Genomic DNA, 14,411 nt, shown 5'->3' with positions numbered 1-14,411 from the left:
GGCGTATTTCCTTCTAGCTTTCGGTTGGCCGCGGCATCGCGGCGATGGCGGCGGCGTAGTCGCGAGCGATGGAGATCACGATGTCGCCGGCAGGCAGGATGTCGCCGACGAGGCCGGCGCTCTGGCCCGCTTCCAGCTTGCCGTGGTCGACATCGCCGTCGAAGGCGGCCGCCTTGAGCGTCGCGGCGGTGAAGATGGCGCGGCGTGCTTCATCCGCCGCACCGCCCTGTTCGGCCTCGCTCATCGTCTCGGCGAAGCGGTTGCGCAACACACGGATCATGCCTAGGCCACGGCCGACGACGAGCGTGTCGGCGATCGAGGCGCCAAGCAGGCGTTGCCGGTAGGCGTCGTGCAGCCGCGCCTCGCGCGAAAGCATGAAGCGGGTGCCGAACTGCGCCGCCCCCGCGCCAAGCGCCAGCGCCGCCGCTAGCCCGCGCCCGTCGGCAAAGCCGCCGCTGAGGGTGAGCGGCACACCGGGAACCGCCTTGGCGATGGCGCGGCCGAGTACCAGCGTCGACACCAGCTCCGGCGGCGGATGGCCACCCGCTTCGCCGCCGACCGCGATCAGCCCGTCGACGCCGGCTTCAGCCGCCTTCAGCGCGTGCTCGGCTCCCGCCACCACATGCAGGCAGACGGTGCCGATCGCCTTGAAGCGATCGATGTACTTTCTTGGCCCACCCTGGGAGGCGATGAGCACCGGAACGCGCTTCTCGACCAGCAGGTCGATGATCTCGTCCGCGCCCTTGCGGTAGAGCGGCAGGTTGACGGCGAAGGGCCTGTCGGTCCCGGCCCGCACCTCATCGATGGTTTGCGCGAGGTCGTCGCGATACATCGGCCCGGCGGCGATGACGCCGAGGCCGCCGGCACGCGACACGGCGAGCGGTAGCGCGGCATTGGACGACGCCCAGGACATGCCTGCCTGGATGATCGGGAGGTCGATGCCGAGCAACCGCGTCACCTGCGTCTCGATGCGCACCGGCCCGCCCTCAAAGTCCAAGCAGCCCGCGCGCATGCGCGGCAAGCTGCTTCTTCTGGATCTTGGAGCTGGCCGTCATGCCGATCGTTTCGAAACTGTCGACGATCCAGACATGGCGGGGCACTTTGAAGCCGGCCATCTCGCCCTTCGCCCAGGCCAAGATGGTTTCGGTATCGGCCGAATGGCCGTCATTGAGGATGACGAAGGCGGCGGGCACCTCGACCAGCCGCTGCTCAGGCACGCCGACGACAGCGGCCTGCTTGATGGCCGGATGACGGTGCAGCACGTTCTCGACATCGGCGGGCGAGACGTTCTCGCCGCCGACGCGGATGATCTCCTTGGCGCGGCCAAGAAATGTCAGGCGGCCGGCGCCGTCGAGCGAACCGAGATCGCCGGTCGCCAGCCAGCCGTCGGCATCGAGCGCTTCGGCCGTCTCCTTCGGCTTGTCGAAATAGCCGCGCATGACATTCCAGCCGCGCACCAGGACTTCGCCGCTCTCGCCGGCCGCGGCATCGCTGCCATCGGCACGGCGGATGCGCACGCTCACGCCCGGTTGCGGCCGCATGGTGGCACTTGCCCTGATGGCCTCCGGCTCCCAGAAGCAGGATTGCGCGACATTCGGAGAAGCTTCCGAGAGGCCGTAGCCGACCACGCATTCGCGCGCGCCCAGTTCGTCGATCACTCGCCGCACGATGGTGGGCGAGGCCGCCAGCCAGGCCCCGCGCAGGCCTAGCTTGCGCTGGGCGCGATCCGGATGGTTGAGCAGCATCAGCGCCATCGTGTCATTGCCGGAAAAATGCGTGCAGTGCTCGGCCTCCATCAGCCGCAGCGCCTCGCCCGCTTCGAAACGGTCCATGCTGATTAGCGTGGCGGCGTGCTGCAGCACCGACAGGATCGAGAGCGTCGTGCCCGCGACATGGAAGAAGGGCCGGGCGCTGTGGAAGCGATCCGCCGGCCGCAGTCCCATTCGAAGGCCGGAGAAGTAGGCATTGGCCAGCATGCTGCGGTGGCTCAGCACCACGCCCTTGGGAAACGATGTCGTGCCTGATGTGTACTGGATGAGCAGGGGATCGCCGGCGTCCGCGTCCTCGATGTCCGCGCCGCCTGCCGTGGCCGCGACCGCAGCCCAGCCGACAGCCCCTCGCGGCACGTCGGCACCGATGACGATCACCCGCGCCAGATCTGGCATCGTCTCGTCCGGCAGACGGCGGTCGAGCGCGGGACAGATCTCGCGCAGCATGGCGATAAAATCGATCTTGAACAGGCGGTCGCAGGTGATGAGCGTGCGCACGCGCGACTGGCGCAGCGCATAGGCCATCTCGGCGGCGACAAAACGCGTGTTGATCGGCACGGTGACGGCGCCAAGCGAGCCGAGCGCAAGGAAGATCGTCATCCAGCGCACGGAATTGCCGAGGCACAGGCCGACATGGTCGCCCCTGCGGATGCCCTGGGCGGCGAGGCCCGCGCTGACGCGTCCGACCTCCCCGGCCAGCGCACCCCAGGTGAGACGCCCGTCCGGGGCGACGATCGCTTCGATATCGGATGCGACGGCTGCCGTGCGGCGCAGGGCGGCGGCGACGGTGAGCGGGAAAAACCCTTCGAGATCGAGATCAGCCTTCGTCATCGGCGGACCCGGCCTCCGTCTGCTGAATGAACTTGCCGATGCCCTCGCGCCAGCCGCCATCGGCGAGGCAACGCTCGATGGCGGCAAGCTCGATGCGAATGCCATTGGCGAGATCGGTTTCATGGCCGAGGTCGACGGCCTGCTTGGTCAGCGCGATCGCCAGCGGCGGAGCGGCCGCGATCGCCGCGGCAACCTCCTCACCGGCGCCGGCGAGCTCGTCATGCGGCACGACACGGGCGACGAGACCAAGCCCATAGGCCTCCGCGACCGGCATGACGCGGCCGGTGAAAAGCAGTTCCTTGGCCCGCATCTTGCCGATGACCCGTTGCAGGCGCTGGGTCGCGCCGACAGTGCCCCATTGCGGCTCCGGAAAGCGGAATGTCGTGTTCTGCGACGCGATGGCGAAGTCGCAGCTCATCAGGATTTCGCCGCCCGAGCCGACGACCGGCCCTTGAACCAGCGCCACGACCGGCTTGCCACAGCGGGCAATGGCGTCATAGGCCGCGAAGGAGGCCTTGCGCCGCTCCAGCACCCAGCGCCCGTCCTTGTCGACCCGCTCCTTGAGATCGGCGCCGGCGCAGAAGACCGGCCCGGCCGACGACAGCAGAACGACCCTGATGCCGCTGTCGCCGTCGAGTTCCTCGAACAGGCGGCGCAACTCGACGCACATCTGCAGGTTCAGCGCATTGCGCGCTTCCGGCCGGTTGAGAACAACCCGGGCAACCGGACCCTCGCGCCGGCAGACGACCATAGCGGATGTGTTCATTCAGACGACCCCTTCCGTTCTCAGTACGCCGATTTCGGCGGCATCGAGCCCCAGTTCCCCGGACAGGATCCGGTCGGTGTCGGCGCCAAGCTGGGGTGGAACGCCGATCACGGGGTCATCGAAGCCCTCGTATTTCACCGGTGTGCGCAATGCCGGCACGCGGCCGGCGCTTGGATGGTCGAAGGCGCCGACCATGCCGCGCGCCGTCATGTGCGGGTCATCAAGGATTTCCCGAACCGTGTTGACCTCACCGGCGGGAATGCCGGCCGCCCGCAGCCTTTGCGCCAGCGGCGCGCGATCGTGCGCGAGCATGGCGATGCGCATGGCGGCCATGACGCGGTCGCGATCGGCGACGCGCCCGGCGTTCTTGTCTAACCTGCGGTCGGCCGCGAGTTCGGCAAGCCCGAGCGCGGCGCATAGAGCGGGCCAATGCTGGTCGCTGCCGCTAATGTGCAGCCAACCGCCGTCCCGGCACTCGAAGGCGGCGGAGGGAACGCGGCCTGGATGTTCGGTTCCGGCGCGGCCGACATCCTCGTCGAGCGCGAACAGCCGCGCGGCTGCGAGCGCCAGCAGGCTCGCCTGCACGTCCATCATCGACAGGTCGACGCGGCATCCCTTGCCGCTCCTTGCCCGGCCGACCAGCCCGCTCAGTATGGCAATGGCAATCCAGAGACCGGAGCTCATATCGGCGATCGGCACGCCGGCCTTGGCCGGAGGGCCGCCGGCATGGCCGGTCAGGTGCATGACCCCCGACAGGGCCTGGAAGACCGTGTCGTAACCGGGCCGATCGCGATAAGGACCGGTTTGGCCGAAGCCGGTGCTCGATATGTAGACCAGGCCCGGATTGATTTCGGCAAGCCTGTCATAACCGAGTTCGAAACGCTCCATCTCGCCGGGGAGAAAGTTCTCGACCACGACGTCGGTACCGGCGACAAGCCGCCGCGCCAGCTCCTGCCCCCTCGCCGACTTCAGGTTGAGGGTCAGCGATCGCTTGCCGCGGTTGAAGGCAAGGAAGTACGCGCTCTCGCCGCCGGCAAAGCGCGGTTCGAAGACGCGCGATTCATCGCCCGTGCCCGGCCGCTCGATCTTTGTCACCTCGGCGCCCAGCTCGGCCAGGATCTGCGTGGCCATGGGGCCTGCCAGCACCCGGGAGAAATCCAGGATACGTATCCCTTCCAGCGGCCTCATGCCGGATCATCCCTGAAGGCGCGCATGGCGGCGTTGACGTCGCGGCCGGCCGCCATCGCCTCATCATAGGGAAGGTCCGCCACCTCATAGAAAAGCGCCTTGACCGCCGCCATGGCACGCGGATTGGCCGCCGCCCATTGCTGCGCGATCGCGACGGCCGTCTCGACCACCAGTTCAGGCTCGACCACGCGATTGGCGAGCCCCAGCTTCAGCGCTTCGTCGGCTCCGACAAGGCGGCCGAGGCTGACCATCTCGAAGGCGGCCTTGCGCCCGAGCGAGCGTTGCAGGCCGGTCATCACGAGAGCCGGGACGATGTGATGTTTCAGTTCGGGATACCCGAATTTGAGATCGGTTCCCGCCACCATCATGTCGCAGCCGATGGCCAGGCCGGCGCCGCCACCGACCGCAGCGCCGCGCACCGCCGAGATGACGGGCTTCGACAGTTTCTGCATCATCGCCTGGGTCCGGCAGGTCAGATCGGCGCGCTTTTCGACAAGGTCCTGGTTGGCTGGCGTCAGGTGCCTGAATTCCGACAGGTCGGCGCCGGCACAGAAGGCGCGTCCGTTGCCAGTCAACACGATGGCGCGCACCGCGATGTCGCGATCCGCCGCCTGCAGCGCGTCGTAAAGCGCCTGCGTCAGTTCGGTGTCGAGCGCGTTGAGCTTGTCGGGACGGTTGAGAGCGATGACGCGAACCGGGCCGCGATCCTCGACAACCAGCACCGGGGCTTGCCTGGCCTGCTCCATGTCCATCCCCTAGTTGAGAAAGCCGTAGCCGGCGCGGGCGATCTTGCTGTGCAGGTCGCGGCCAAGCGTCTTTTCGCAAAGCATGGAGGCCTCGCGCAGCCTTTCCAGATCGAGGCCGGTATCGATGCCTTCGGCCTCGAACAGATTGACCAGGTCCTCGGTCGCGACATTGCCCGTCTGGCCTTCGCCATACTGTATCTGAACGGGATGACCGCCGACGCCGCCCAGCGCACTGTCGAACCAGCGGCAGCCTGCCTCGTAGGCCGCCAGGCAGTTGGCAAGACCGGTTCCGCGCGTGTCGTGGAAATGCGCGATCGCCGTCACTTCCGGCAGATCGGCCGCGATCCTCTCGAACATCCGGCGCACAGCCGACGGCGTGCCATGCCCCGATGTATCGCCAACCGCGACATGACGCACGCCGATGGAGGCGAAATGCGCGATGTCGTCGAGCACGCGGGATGGGTCGACCCGGCCCTCGAAGGGACAACCGAACGCCATCGACACGACGCCGATCAGGCGGAAGCGCCCGTCTGCAAGCGTGGCCATCTCGGCGACATTGCCCCATTGCAGTTCCCGCGTGGTACGCAGGTTGCGCTCGGTATGCGCTTCGGTCGCCGAAACCAGCAAGCTGAGTTCGCCGGCGCCATGGCCCGCAGCGAGGTCCACAACCGCCCGCTCGATCGCCTTCCGGTTTGGACAGGTGGCCTTGTAATACACGCCTTCGCGCCGCTCGATGCCACTCAGTACGTCCGAGGCATCCGCAAATGCCGGCAGTTGCACCGGATGGCCGTAGCTGGTGGCCTCTATGCGGGAGAAGCCCGCCGCGGTGATGGCGTCGATGATTTCGATCTTGGCGCGCGTGGGGACGAACGCAGGCTCATGCTGCAGCCCGTCCCGGGCGAAGCACTCACAGATCACGACCTCCGACTCCACCGGACACCTCATTCAATTTAGTTGTCCTTGTGAACTATATGGTTCACAGTGTCAACCACAAACTGGAGGCGGCTACTCTTCGTCGAGTTGGTCGAGCTCGGATGGAGTGGCCAACTGCTTGAGATCGTGGAAGTAGGTCGAGCTGGTCCGGATCACGCGCCGCATCAATTCGACCAGCATCTGCCGTTCGGCATTGCTCAGCGATGCCAGCATCTGCTCGTTGCGCTCGAAAGAGTCGTCGAGGACCTGCTCGGACAGATCCAGCCCCTCCGGACTGAGGCGCAGCAGAATGCTGCGGCCGTCCTCCGGATTGGCGGCTTTCTGGATATAACCCCTGTCGATCAGCCCCGACACGGTGCGGCTCATCTGGCTCTTGAGCAGGCCGCTATGCTTGGCAAGCTCCTGCAACGGCACGGTGCCAAGGTACTTCAAAACGGCAAGCGCGCGCCATTCCCGCGCGGTCAGACCATATTTCGGCCGGATCGACAGGGTGGCGATGCGCGTCGACAGGCCGGCCAGCCGCTGCAGTTCGAACGAGAAGAGATCCCTGATGTCAGGGGCGGGCCAGTCGTCGTGCCCGCTCCGCCCCCCACGCAATGCATGGTCGCGCGCAACGCCTGGCCGCTCGTGCCCTCCGCTTGCATCTCGCTCGAATGCGGGGGACGATCTGGTCCAGCCCTGTTTTGGTTTGTTCATGATCGGCCCTTAAAAACTGACTGCGTCGCGCTGGCTGCGAATTTAGTTGACAACGTAAACTAGATAGTTCATCTCATCAACCAGATTGTCACGACCTGTGTGTCTTGTCGATCTTGCCACGCGTCAAGGCCAGGGAGAACGGCCGGACGGACGGCACCGTTCAATCAAGGGGAGAAGATCATGTTCTTGAAGCGTCTCGCAATCGCCAACCTGCTGGGTGCGGCGACCGCGTTGCTCGTGGCCTCGAATGCCATGGCGGCCGGCGAAACACTGACCATTTCCGGCTTCGGCGGCAACCTGCAGAAAGACCTGCGCGCAACGTTGTGGCAGCCGGCCGCGGATGCCGCCGGCGTGACGCTGTCGGAAGAAACGCAGGACGGCCTGGCCTCTGTGCGGGTCCAGGTGCAGTCGGGCAGCCCGACCTGGGACATCGTGCATCTTGGCGCCGACGAATGCGCTGTCGGTGGCAAGGAAGGCCTCTTCGAACCGCTGGACTACAACGTCATCAAGACCGCCGGCTTCGACAAGAAGGCCTATGGCGACCACTGGATCGCCACCAACACCTACTCGGTCGTGCTTGCCTGGCGCACCGATGTCTACAAGGACAAGCACCCCACGAGCTGGAAGGATTTCTGGGACGTCAAGGCTTTCCCGGGCCGCCGCGCGCTCAGCACCTATCCGCAGGAGATGATGGAGATCGCGCTGCTCGGCGCGGGCGTCTCCAAGGACAAGCTCTATCCGCTCGACACCAAGCTCTCGCTGGAAAAGCTGAAGGAGATCAAGCCGGACATTTCGGTCTGGTGGTCGTCGGGCGCCCAGTCGGCGCAGCTCCTGAAGGACAAGGAGGTCGACATGATGGCGATCTGGGGCAGCCGCGTCGCCTCGGTGATCAAGGATGGCGCGCCGGTCGAATTCACTTATGACAACGGCATCCTCGGCTATGGCTGCCTGGCCATCCTCAAGGGCTCGGCCCATGCCGCGGCGGCTCAGAAATTCATCGCCGGCGTGGTTTCTCCCGAAGTCCAGGCGCGAATCCCCGAAATGATGCCTTACTACGGCCCGACCAACAGCCTCGCCTTCAAGGTCGGCAAATTCTCGCCGGAGGTGCTTGCGAAGTCCAACATGTCGCCTGAGAATGTCGCCAAGCAAACTTTCATCGACGCGAACTGGTGGCGCGATAACAATGAACTGGTCCGCGAGGACTACAGTCTGCTGATCTCCAACTGATCGTTTCGCGGACGGGAGGAGGAAGCATGATTTCGGGCGCCGTATCGATACGCAATGTCGCCAAGGCATTCGGTGCGTTCAAGGCGCTCGACGACGTGTCGCTCGACATCGAGCCGGGTGAGTTCCTGACGCTGCTGGGGCCATCCGGCTCCGGCAAGACCACGCTGCTCAACGTCATTGCCGGCTTCGAGCGTCCCGATGCCGGCAGCCTGCTCGTCGACGGCGTCGAATTCATCACCCGGCCCCCGCATAAGCGCGATCTGGGCATGGTGTTCCAGAACTACGCACTGTTTCCGCATATGGACGTCTTCAACAACGTCGCCTACCCACTGAAACTGCGCCGCGTCGGAAATTCCGCCATCCGTGAGCGCGTCAAGCAGGCCCTCGATGTCGTGCAGATGGCCCACCTGTCGGCGCGGCGCGTGACCGAACTGTCAGGCGGGCAGAAGCAGCGCGTCGCGCTTGCCCGCGCCATCGTTTTCGAACCGAAACTGCTGCTGATGGACGAGCCGCTTTCGGCGCTGGACAAGAACCTGCGCGAGCACATGCAGATCGAACTGAAGCGGCTGCACGACCGGCTCGGCATGACCACCGTCTACGTCACGCATGACCAGCAGGAAGCGCTGACCATGTCGGATCGTGTCGCGGTGCTGAAGAGCGGCAGGATCGTGCAGCTGGACACGCCGAAGACCATCTACGACCGGCCCAATTGCCGCTTCGTGGCGAGCTTCATGGGCGAGACGCGGATGCTGCCGGTCAAGAAATCCGGCAGCGGATACGAATTCGCCGGACGCCAGTTGAAACTGGCCCAGCCGCCCTCCGCCGGCGCGGAGCAATGGCTGGTCGTCAGGCCCGAGCGCCTCGGCTGGCACGGCCATGACGAGCGCGACAACCGCATCGAGGGCCTGGTCGTCGACGTCGTCTATCGCGGCGACAGCCATTCGATCTCGCTGAAGCTGCCGGGCGATCACGAAATATCGATCCGCCATACGCCGGTGCAGGATCACCCGCTGCCCGAGGCCGGCCAGACCCTGACCCTGTGGCTGACCCCACAGGCGAGCGTGCTGGTGGAAGAAGCCGGCTCATGACGGCCGCCGATATCGACCAGCAGCCGCTGAATGCCGGCCTGCTTGCCGGCGACGAACGCCGCCAGCGGGCGGCGATGTTCGGCCTTTCCCTGCCTGCCATGCTGCTGGTTGCGCTGGTGCTGCTGGTGCCGTTCTCCTGGCTTGCCTGGCTGTCGCTGTTCGACGCCTCCGGGGCCCTGTCGAGCGAGAACTATGCCCGCTTGCTGCGGCCGGCCTATGTCAACAGCTTCCTCAGCACGCTCCAGGTATCGGCGGCGGTCACCGCCATATGCATCCTGCTCGGCTATCCCGTCGCCTATCTGCTCTCGCAGCTGCCGCAGCGCGTCGCGCAGGTGCTGCTCGTGTTCATCATCCTGCCGTTCTGGACCTCGGTGCTGGTCAGGACCTATGCCTGGCTCGTCCTGTTGCAGCGCGAGGGCGTCATCAACACCTGGCTCAAGCAGCTCGGCCTGATCAGCGAATCACTGCCGCTGGTCAACAACCTCACCGGTACGATCATCGGCATGGTGCATGTCATGCTGCCTTTCCTGATCCTGCCGCTCTATGCCTCCATGCGCGCCATCGATCCCGTCTATCTGCGCGCGGCGGCCAATTGCGGCGCCTCCCCGGCGCAGTCGTTCCGGCAGGTTTTCCTGCCGCTATCGGCGCGGGGGCTCGGCGCGGGCGCGGCGCTGACCTTCGTGCTGTGCCTCGGCTTCTACCTGACGCCCGCCCTGCTCGGCGGCGGCCGCGTCGCCATGTGGTCGACGCAGATCGCCGACGCCGTTTCAAAATTCGCCAATTGGGGCGCGGCCAGCGCGCTGAGCGTGGCGCTGCTTGTCGTGACGGGCATTATCCTGTGGGCGATGAAATTGGCTGTCCGAAGACTCGGCTCCTCACTGGGAGAAGGATGATGGCGGGCCGCGTCGCCTCCTCCACCCAGATCACCCACGGCCAGCGCCTGTGGCTCTACGTGCTGGTGGCGCTGGTGATGGCCTTCCTGGTCATCCCCTGCCTGATCATCATTCCGCTGTCCTTCTCCGATTCCCAGTATCTGGAATTCCCGCCGCGCGGCTGGAGCCTGAGATGGTACGAGGCCTTCTTCACCTCGGATGAATGGCTGCGCTCGGCTATCGTCTCGCTCAAGGTCGCGTCCAGCACGACGGTCCTGGCTACGGTGCTCGGCACACTTGCCAGCTATGGCCTGCACAAGAAGACCGGCGGTCTCGGTCCGGTCGTGCGCGGCGCGCTGATGCTGCCGATGATGGTGCCGCTGATCTTCGTCGCCATCGGCGCCTTCTTCGTCTATTCGCGGCTCGGCCTCAACAACACGCTGACCGGCCTGGTGCTGGCCCACACAACGCTCGCCATCCCCTTCGTGATCATTGCCGTCAGCAACGGCCTGGCGAGCTTCGACGTCAATCTAGAGCGCGCGGCGCGTAGCCTCGGCGCATCGCCGGTGCGCGCCTTCCTGACCGTGACCTTGCCGCAGATCCGCATTTCGGTGATCTCGGGCATGCTGTTTGCCTTCATCACCTCCTTCGACGAGGTGGTGGTCTCGCTCTTCATCTCCAGCGGCGCGACGTCGACGCTGACCAAGCGCATGTTCGCCAACATACGCGACCAGGTCGATCCGACGGTGGCGGCGATCTCCTCGATGCTGGTGGTGCTGTCGATCGTCGTCCTCATCGCCGCCCAGTTCGTCCGCCGGGACGGCAGCGCCGCCGGGGACCGCTGACCGGCAAACCCAGTTGGAGAGCCCATGCTTGCCATCTTCGACGAGCGGCAATATCTGCACCGGCCGCTCACCCGCCTCGCCGGCGGCGTGCTGAGGCCGAGCCCCGAGCAGCCGGAGCGAATCGCCTCGCTGCTTGCCGGCCTGGAAGCGGCCGCCATCGCCGTCCAGCCGCCGCGCGACCATTCGCTCGACGCCATCGCAGCCATGCATGATGCCGGCTATCTAGACTTCCTGCGAACCGGCTTCGAGGCATGGCGGGCCCTGCCGGGAACCGGCCCGGAACTGAGGTCGAGCGTCCATCCCAGCCGCCACATGGGCCGCCTGCCGAACGACCTGCTCGGCCGCGCCGGCTTCTATCAGGCCGACGCCAGTTGCGTGCTCGTCGAGGGGACCTGGGAGGCGGCACGGGCGAGCGCCAACACGGCGCTCGATGCCATGATGCGGGTGGTCGTCGGGGACCATGCGGCCTATGCGCTGTGCCGGCCGCCCGGGCACCACGCCTACCGCGACCAGGCGGGCGGCTTCTGTTATCTGAACAACACGGCGATCGCCGCCAACTGGGCCGCCTCGCAAGGGCGGCGCGTGGCTGTCATCGATGTCGACGTGCATCACGGCAACGGCACGCAGGCGCTGTTCTACGCCCGGCCGGACGTGCTCACCGTGTCGGTGCACGGTGATCCCGCCTGGCTCTACCCCTATTATGCCGGTTATGCCGACGAGACCGGCGAAGGGCCTGGCGAAGGGTTCAACCTGAATCTGCCCGTCGCCCTGAAAAGCGGCAGCGAGGCCTATCTGGCGGCCGTGGCGAAGGGCTGTGAGGCCGTGCGGCATTTTTCGCCCGACGTGCTGGTCGTGGCGCTCGGCCTGGATGCGTCGAGAGACGATCCATTCGCCTGCATGGATGTCGACGAAGCCGGCTTTCGCGGGATGGGTGAAATTCTGGGCGCCCTGTCACGCCCGACCCTGATCGTTCAGGAGGGCGGCTATCCGTCACCGACGCTGGGCGCGCTGCTGACCAGCTTTGTCTCCGGGTTCATGGCGCGACAGCGCCGCTGACACCATTCCGGGGGGAGTTTGGAGAGACTGTTTGGTGGAGCCAATCGGAATCGAACCGACGACCTCTTGAATGCCATTCAAGCGCTCTCCCAACTGAGCTATGGCCCCACTCCCGGCAGTCTGCCGGCGCCGTTTCCGGCGAAGAGATCAGCGCGGGTTGGAAGACCGCGCCGTTAGTGCAGGCGGCTTCTAACCCCGCCCTTCTCAGATATCAAGCCTTGAATGCGGCTTTTTGTTCACAGGCCGAGAAAGCCTGGAAACGCTTGGGTCACGGGCCGATCAGACCTCGTCGTCGTCGTCGCCGACGCCGATCATGTCGGAGACGTCGTCGTCTTCTTCCTCTTCGTCGGCAAGGAAAGTGTCATCCTCGTCGTCGCCCAGGTCGACATCCTCATCGTCGTCGCCGAGATCCGGAAGATCGTCGCCGCCCTTGGCCTCGTCGTCGGCCTCTTCGAGCGAAACGATCTCGGCGCCCTCTTCGTCCTCGGCGTCCACTTCCTTATCGGCCACTTCCTCGTCTTCCTCGAGGGCGGCGACCTTGCCATCCTCGAAATAGGAACGCGGATAGCTCTTGCCCGTATAGGGGGAGACGATCGGGTCCTTGTTCAGGTCGTAGAATTTTCGGCCCGTTTCGGGGTCGACACGCTTTGTGCCAAGTTCGGTTTTTGCCACGGCAAGCCTCGTGAATAAAAGAGTGGTCCCCTTAACCGCAGTTTGCAGCGCTGTCAAAGCCAAAAGCCGGCGTCACAAAACCATGTGTTCAAAGGCCCTGCGGCAAGTGATGACGATGGGGATGACCATTTCGCCCCGCCGTGATACGAGACCGCCGCACCAATTGAAAAGCGCCGGCCATCCGGCAATCCGTCCAGGGAAATTCCATGTCTCACGCCGCCGCTGCCAAGCCGGCCACTGCCCGTAAATCATCCGCCCTTTCCGGCACCGCGCGTGTACCGGGCGACAAGTCGATCTCGCACCGCTCCTTCATGTTCGGCGGCCTCGCCTCAGGCGAGACCCGCATCACCGGTCTGCTCGAGGGCGAGGACGTGATGCGCACAGGCGCCGCCATGAAGGCGATGGGCGCGCATATCGAGAAGCACGGCGACGAATGGGTGATCCGCGGCACCGGCAACGGCGCGCTGCTGCAACCGGAAGGCCCGCTCGACTTCGGCAATGCCGGCACAGGCTCCCGGCTCACCATGGGCCTGGTCGGCACCTACGACATGGAAACGACCTTCATCGGCGACGCCTCGCTGTCGGGCCGGCCAATGGGCCGCGTGCTGGAGCCTTTGCGCCAGATGGGCGTGCAGGTGTTGAAGGCGACACCGGGCGACCGCATGCCGATCACCCTGCATGGTCCCAAGCATGCCGCACCGATCACCTACCGGGTGCCTATGGCATCGGCACAGGTGAAGTCGGCGGTGCTGCTGGCCGGATTGAACACGCCCGGCATTACCACCGTGATCGAACCGGTGATGACGCGCGACCACACCGAAAAGATGCTGAAGGGCTTCGGCGCGAACCTGAGCGTCGAGACCGACGAGCGCGGCGTGCGCCACATCTTCATCGAAGGCCAGGGCAAACTCACCGGCCAGACCATCGCTGTGCCCGGCGACCCTTCCTCGGCCGGCTTCCCGCTGGTGGCGGCGCTGATCGTGCCGGGTTCGGACATCATCATCGAGAACGTGTTGATGAACCCGACCCGCACCGGCCTGCTGCTGACGCTGCAGGAGATGGGCGGCCAGATCGATATTCTCAACCCGCGCAATGCCGGCGGCGAGGATGTCGCCGACCTGCGCGTACGCTCCTCTGAACTCAAGGGCGTCACCGTGCCGCCCGAGCGGGCGCCGTCAATGATCGACGAGTATCCGGTGCTGGCCGTTGCCGCGAGCTTCGCCGAGGGCGAGACGCTGATGCAGGGGCTGGAAGAGCTGCGCGTGAAGGAATCCGACCGGCTGTCGGCGGTGGCCAACGGGCTGAAGCTCAACGGCGTCGACTGCACCGAGGGCGAAGCCAACCTGGCCGTGCGCGGCAAGCCCGGCGGCAAGGGTCTGGGTGGTCATCCGAACGGTCTGGATACGGCCGTGAAGACCCATCTCGACCACCGCATCGCCATGAGTTTTCTCGTCATGGGGCTGGCGACGGAGAAGCCGGTGACGATCGACGACGCCAATATGATCGCGACGAGCTTTCCGGAATTCATGGGCTTGATGAAGGGGCTGGGCGCGGAGATCGGTGACTGAGCATGAGCTTGAGCCGACCTGAGACGCTGGCGGGACAGCGCCCCCCTCTGTCCTGCCGGACATCTCCCCCACTTGGGGGGAGATCGGCTGTCATATCGGCTTTCGCCAATCCCCAAAGTCACGAACGGGGCGCCCGGGCTGCCAATCTCCCCCC

The 14,411-nt window shown here is 65.7% G+C and carries 14 protein-coding genes and 1 tRNA gene; 6 read left to right on the top strand and 9 right to left on the bottom strand.

Translation table 11 applies throughout. From position 1 onward, the window contains the following. Nucleotides 1-13: 13 nt before the first annotated feature. From FFS37_RS01210 to FFS37_RS01180, 7 genes are all read right to left on the bottom strand, one after another. Entirely contained in the window at nt 14-997 is a 984-nt protein-coding gene (locus FFS37_RS01210) for an NAD(P)H-dependent flavin oxidoreductase (protein WP_210240426.1), read from the bottom strand. Further along, complete coding sequence (locus FFS37_RS01205) at nt 987-2,600, bottom strand: class I adenylate-forming enzyme family protein (RefSeq protein ID WP_137929104.1); 1,614 nt, start codon at nt 2,598-2,600, stop codon at nt 987-989. Before FFS37_RS01205 ends, FFS37_RS01210 begins: the two co-directional genes overlap by 11 nt. After that, the gene (locus FFS37_RS01200) at nt 2,587-3,366 is read right to left on the bottom strand and encodes an enoyl-CoA hydratase/isomerase family protein (RefSeq protein WP_137929103.1); all 780 of its coding nucleotides are present in this window, start codon (nt 3,364-3,366) and stop codon (nt 2,587-2,589) included. Before FFS37_RS01200 ends, FFS37_RS01205 begins: the two co-directional genes overlap by 14 nt. Further along, on the bottom strand, nt 3,367-4,554 hold the full coding sequence (locus FFS37_RS01195) for a CaiB/BaiF CoA transferase family protein (protein WP_137929102.1): 1,188 nt from the start codon (nt 4,552-4,554) through the stop codon (nt 3,367-3,369). Further along, nucleotides 4,551-5,300 (bottom strand): enoyl-CoA hydratase/isomerase family protein, encoded by a 750-nt coding sequence (locus FFS37_RS01190; RefSeq protein WP_137929101.1) that lies wholly within the window; start codon nt 5,298-5,300, stop codon nt 4,551-4,553. Before FFS37_RS01190 ends, FFS37_RS01195 begins: the two co-directional genes overlap by 4 nt. A gap of 9 nt (nt 5,301-5,309) precedes the next feature. After that, on the bottom strand, nt 5,310-6,233 hold the full coding sequence (locus FFS37_RS01185; protein ID WP_137929100.1) for a hydroxymethylglutaryl-CoA lyase: 924 nt from the start codon (nt 6,231-6,233) through the stop codon (nt 5,310-5,312). 72 nt (nt 6,234-6,305) lie between these two features. Then, entirely contained in the window at nt 6,306-6,929 is a 624-nt protein-coding gene (locus FFS37_RS01180; protein WP_137929099.1) for a MarR family winged helix-turn-helix transcriptional regulator, read from the bottom strand. Nucleotides 6,930-7,109: 180 nt separating this feature from the next. On the opposite strand from FFS37_RS01180, the gene FFS37_RS01175 reads away from it, so the two are divergent. From FFS37_RS01175 to FFS37_RS01155, 5 genes are read left to right on the top strand one after another with little or no spacing between them, the layout of a single operon-like run. Beyond that, nucleotides 7,110-8,156 carry an ABC transporter substrate-binding protein gene (locus FFS37_RS01175; protein WP_137929098.1) on the top strand — a complete coding sequence of 349 codons (1,047 nt, stop codon included), beginning with the start codon at nt 7,110-7,112 and terminating at the stop codon, nt 8,154-8,156. Nucleotides 8,157-8,182: 26 nt separating this feature from the next. Next, nucleotides 8,183-9,244 (top strand): ABC transporter ATP-binding protein, encoded by a 1,062-nt coding sequence (locus tag FFS37_RS01170; protein ID WP_137929097.1) that lies wholly within the window; start codon nt 8,183-8,185, stop codon nt 9,242-9,244. After that, nucleotides 9,241-10,137, top strand: a complete 897-nt coding sequence (locus FFS37_RS01165) for an ABC transporter permease (RefSeq protein WP_137929096.1) — start codon at nt 9,241-9,243, stop codon at nt 10,135-10,137. The genes FFS37_RS01170 and FFS37_RS01165 overlap by 4 nt, the downstream gene beginning before the upstream one ends. Further along, complete coding sequence (locus FFS37_RS01160; RefSeq protein WP_137929095.1) at nt 10,137-10,961, top strand: ABC transporter permease; 825 nt, start codon at nt 10,137-10,139, stop codon at nt 10,959-10,961. Before FFS37_RS01165 ends, FFS37_RS01160 begins: the two co-directional genes overlap by 1 nt. Before the next feature lie 24 nt (nt 10,962-10,985). Then, nucleotides 10,986-12,017 (top strand): histone deacetylase family protein, encoded by a 1,032-nt coding sequence (locus FFS37_RS01155; RefSeq protein ID WP_137929094.1) that lies wholly within the window; start codon nt 10,986-10,988, stop codon nt 12,015-12,017. 32 nt (nt 12,018-12,049) lie between these two features. Here FFS37_RS01155 and FFS37_RS01150 read toward each other — a convergent pair. Beyond that, nucleotides 12,050-12,125, bottom strand: a tRNA-Ala gene (locus tag FFS37_RS01150). 171 nt (nt 12,126-12,296) lie between these two features. Continuing rightward, entirely contained in the window at nt 12,297-12,689 is a 393-nt protein-coding gene (locus tag FFS37_RS01145) for a TIGR02300 family protein (RefSeq protein WP_137929093.1), read from the bottom strand. A 206-nt stretch (nt 12,690-12,895) separates the two neighbouring features. Between FFS37_RS01145 and aroA the strand changes: the two genes are divergently transcribed. Next, complete coding sequence (aroA, locus tag FFS37_RS01140; protein WP_137929092.1) at nt 12,896-14,257, top strand: 3-phosphoshikimate 1-carboxyvinyltransferase; 1,362 nt, start codon at nt 12,896-12,898, stop codon at nt 14,255-14,257. The last annotated feature ends 154 nt before the right edge of the window (nt 14,258-14,411 follow it).

This window comes from Mesorhizobium comanense (assembly GCF_005503535.1).
Classification (GTDB): Bacteria; Pseudomonadota; Alphaproteobacteria; order Rhizobiales; family Rhizobiaceae; genus Mesorhizobium; species Mesorhizobium comanense.
The sequence above is the reverse complement of the archived record's forward strand: the minus strand, read 5'-3'. Positions and strand labels throughout refer to the sequence as shown.

Excerpts from the sequence above, each read along its gene's own strand:
- FFS37_RS01155 (WP_137929094.1), top strand. The coding sequence starts at position 10,986 with ATGCTTGCCATCTTCGACGAGCGGCAATATCTGCACCGGCCGCTCACC.
- FFS37_RS01175 (WP_137929098.1), top strand. The coding sequence starts at position 7,110 with ATGTTCTTGAAGCGTCTCGCAATCGCCAACCTGCTGGGTGCGGCGACC.
- FFS37_RS01200 (WP_137929103.1), bottom strand. The coding sequence starts at position 3,366 with ATGAACACATCCGCTATGGTCGTCTGCCGGCGCGAGGGTCCGGTTGCC.
- FFS37_RS01195 (WP_137929102.1), bottom strand. The coding sequence starts at position 4,554 with ATGAGGCCGCTGGAAGGGATACGTATCCTGGATTTCTCCCGGGTGCTG.
- FFS37_RS01160 (WP_137929095.1), top strand. The coding sequence starts at position 10,137 with ATGGCGGGCCGCGTCGCCTCCTCCACCCAGATCACCCACGGCCAGCGC.
- FFS37_RS01165 (WP_137929096.1), top strand. The coding sequence starts at position 9,241 with ATGACGGCCGCCGATATCGACCAGCAGCCGCTGAATGCCGGCCTGCTT.
- FFS37_RS01170 (WP_137929097.1), top strand. The coding sequence starts at position 8,183 with ATGATTTCGGGCGCCGTATCGATACGCAATGTCGCCAAGGCATTCGGT.
- aroA (WP_137929092.1), top strand. The coding sequence starts at position 12,896 with ATGTCTCACGCCGCCGCTGCCAAGCCGGCCACTGCCCGTAAATCATCC.
- FFS37_RS01180 (WP_137929099.1), bottom strand. The coding sequence starts at position 6,929 with ATGAACAAACCAAAACAGGGCTGGACCAGATCGTCCCCCGCATTCGAG.
- FFS37_RS01190 (WP_137929101.1), bottom strand. The coding sequence starts at position 5,300 with ATGGAGCAGGCCAGGCAAGCCCCGGTGCTGGTTGTCGAGGATCGCGGC.
- FFS37_RS01205 (WP_137929104.1), bottom strand. The coding sequence starts at position 2,600 with ATGACGAAGGCTGATCTCGATCTCGAAGGGTTTTTCCCGCTCACCGTC.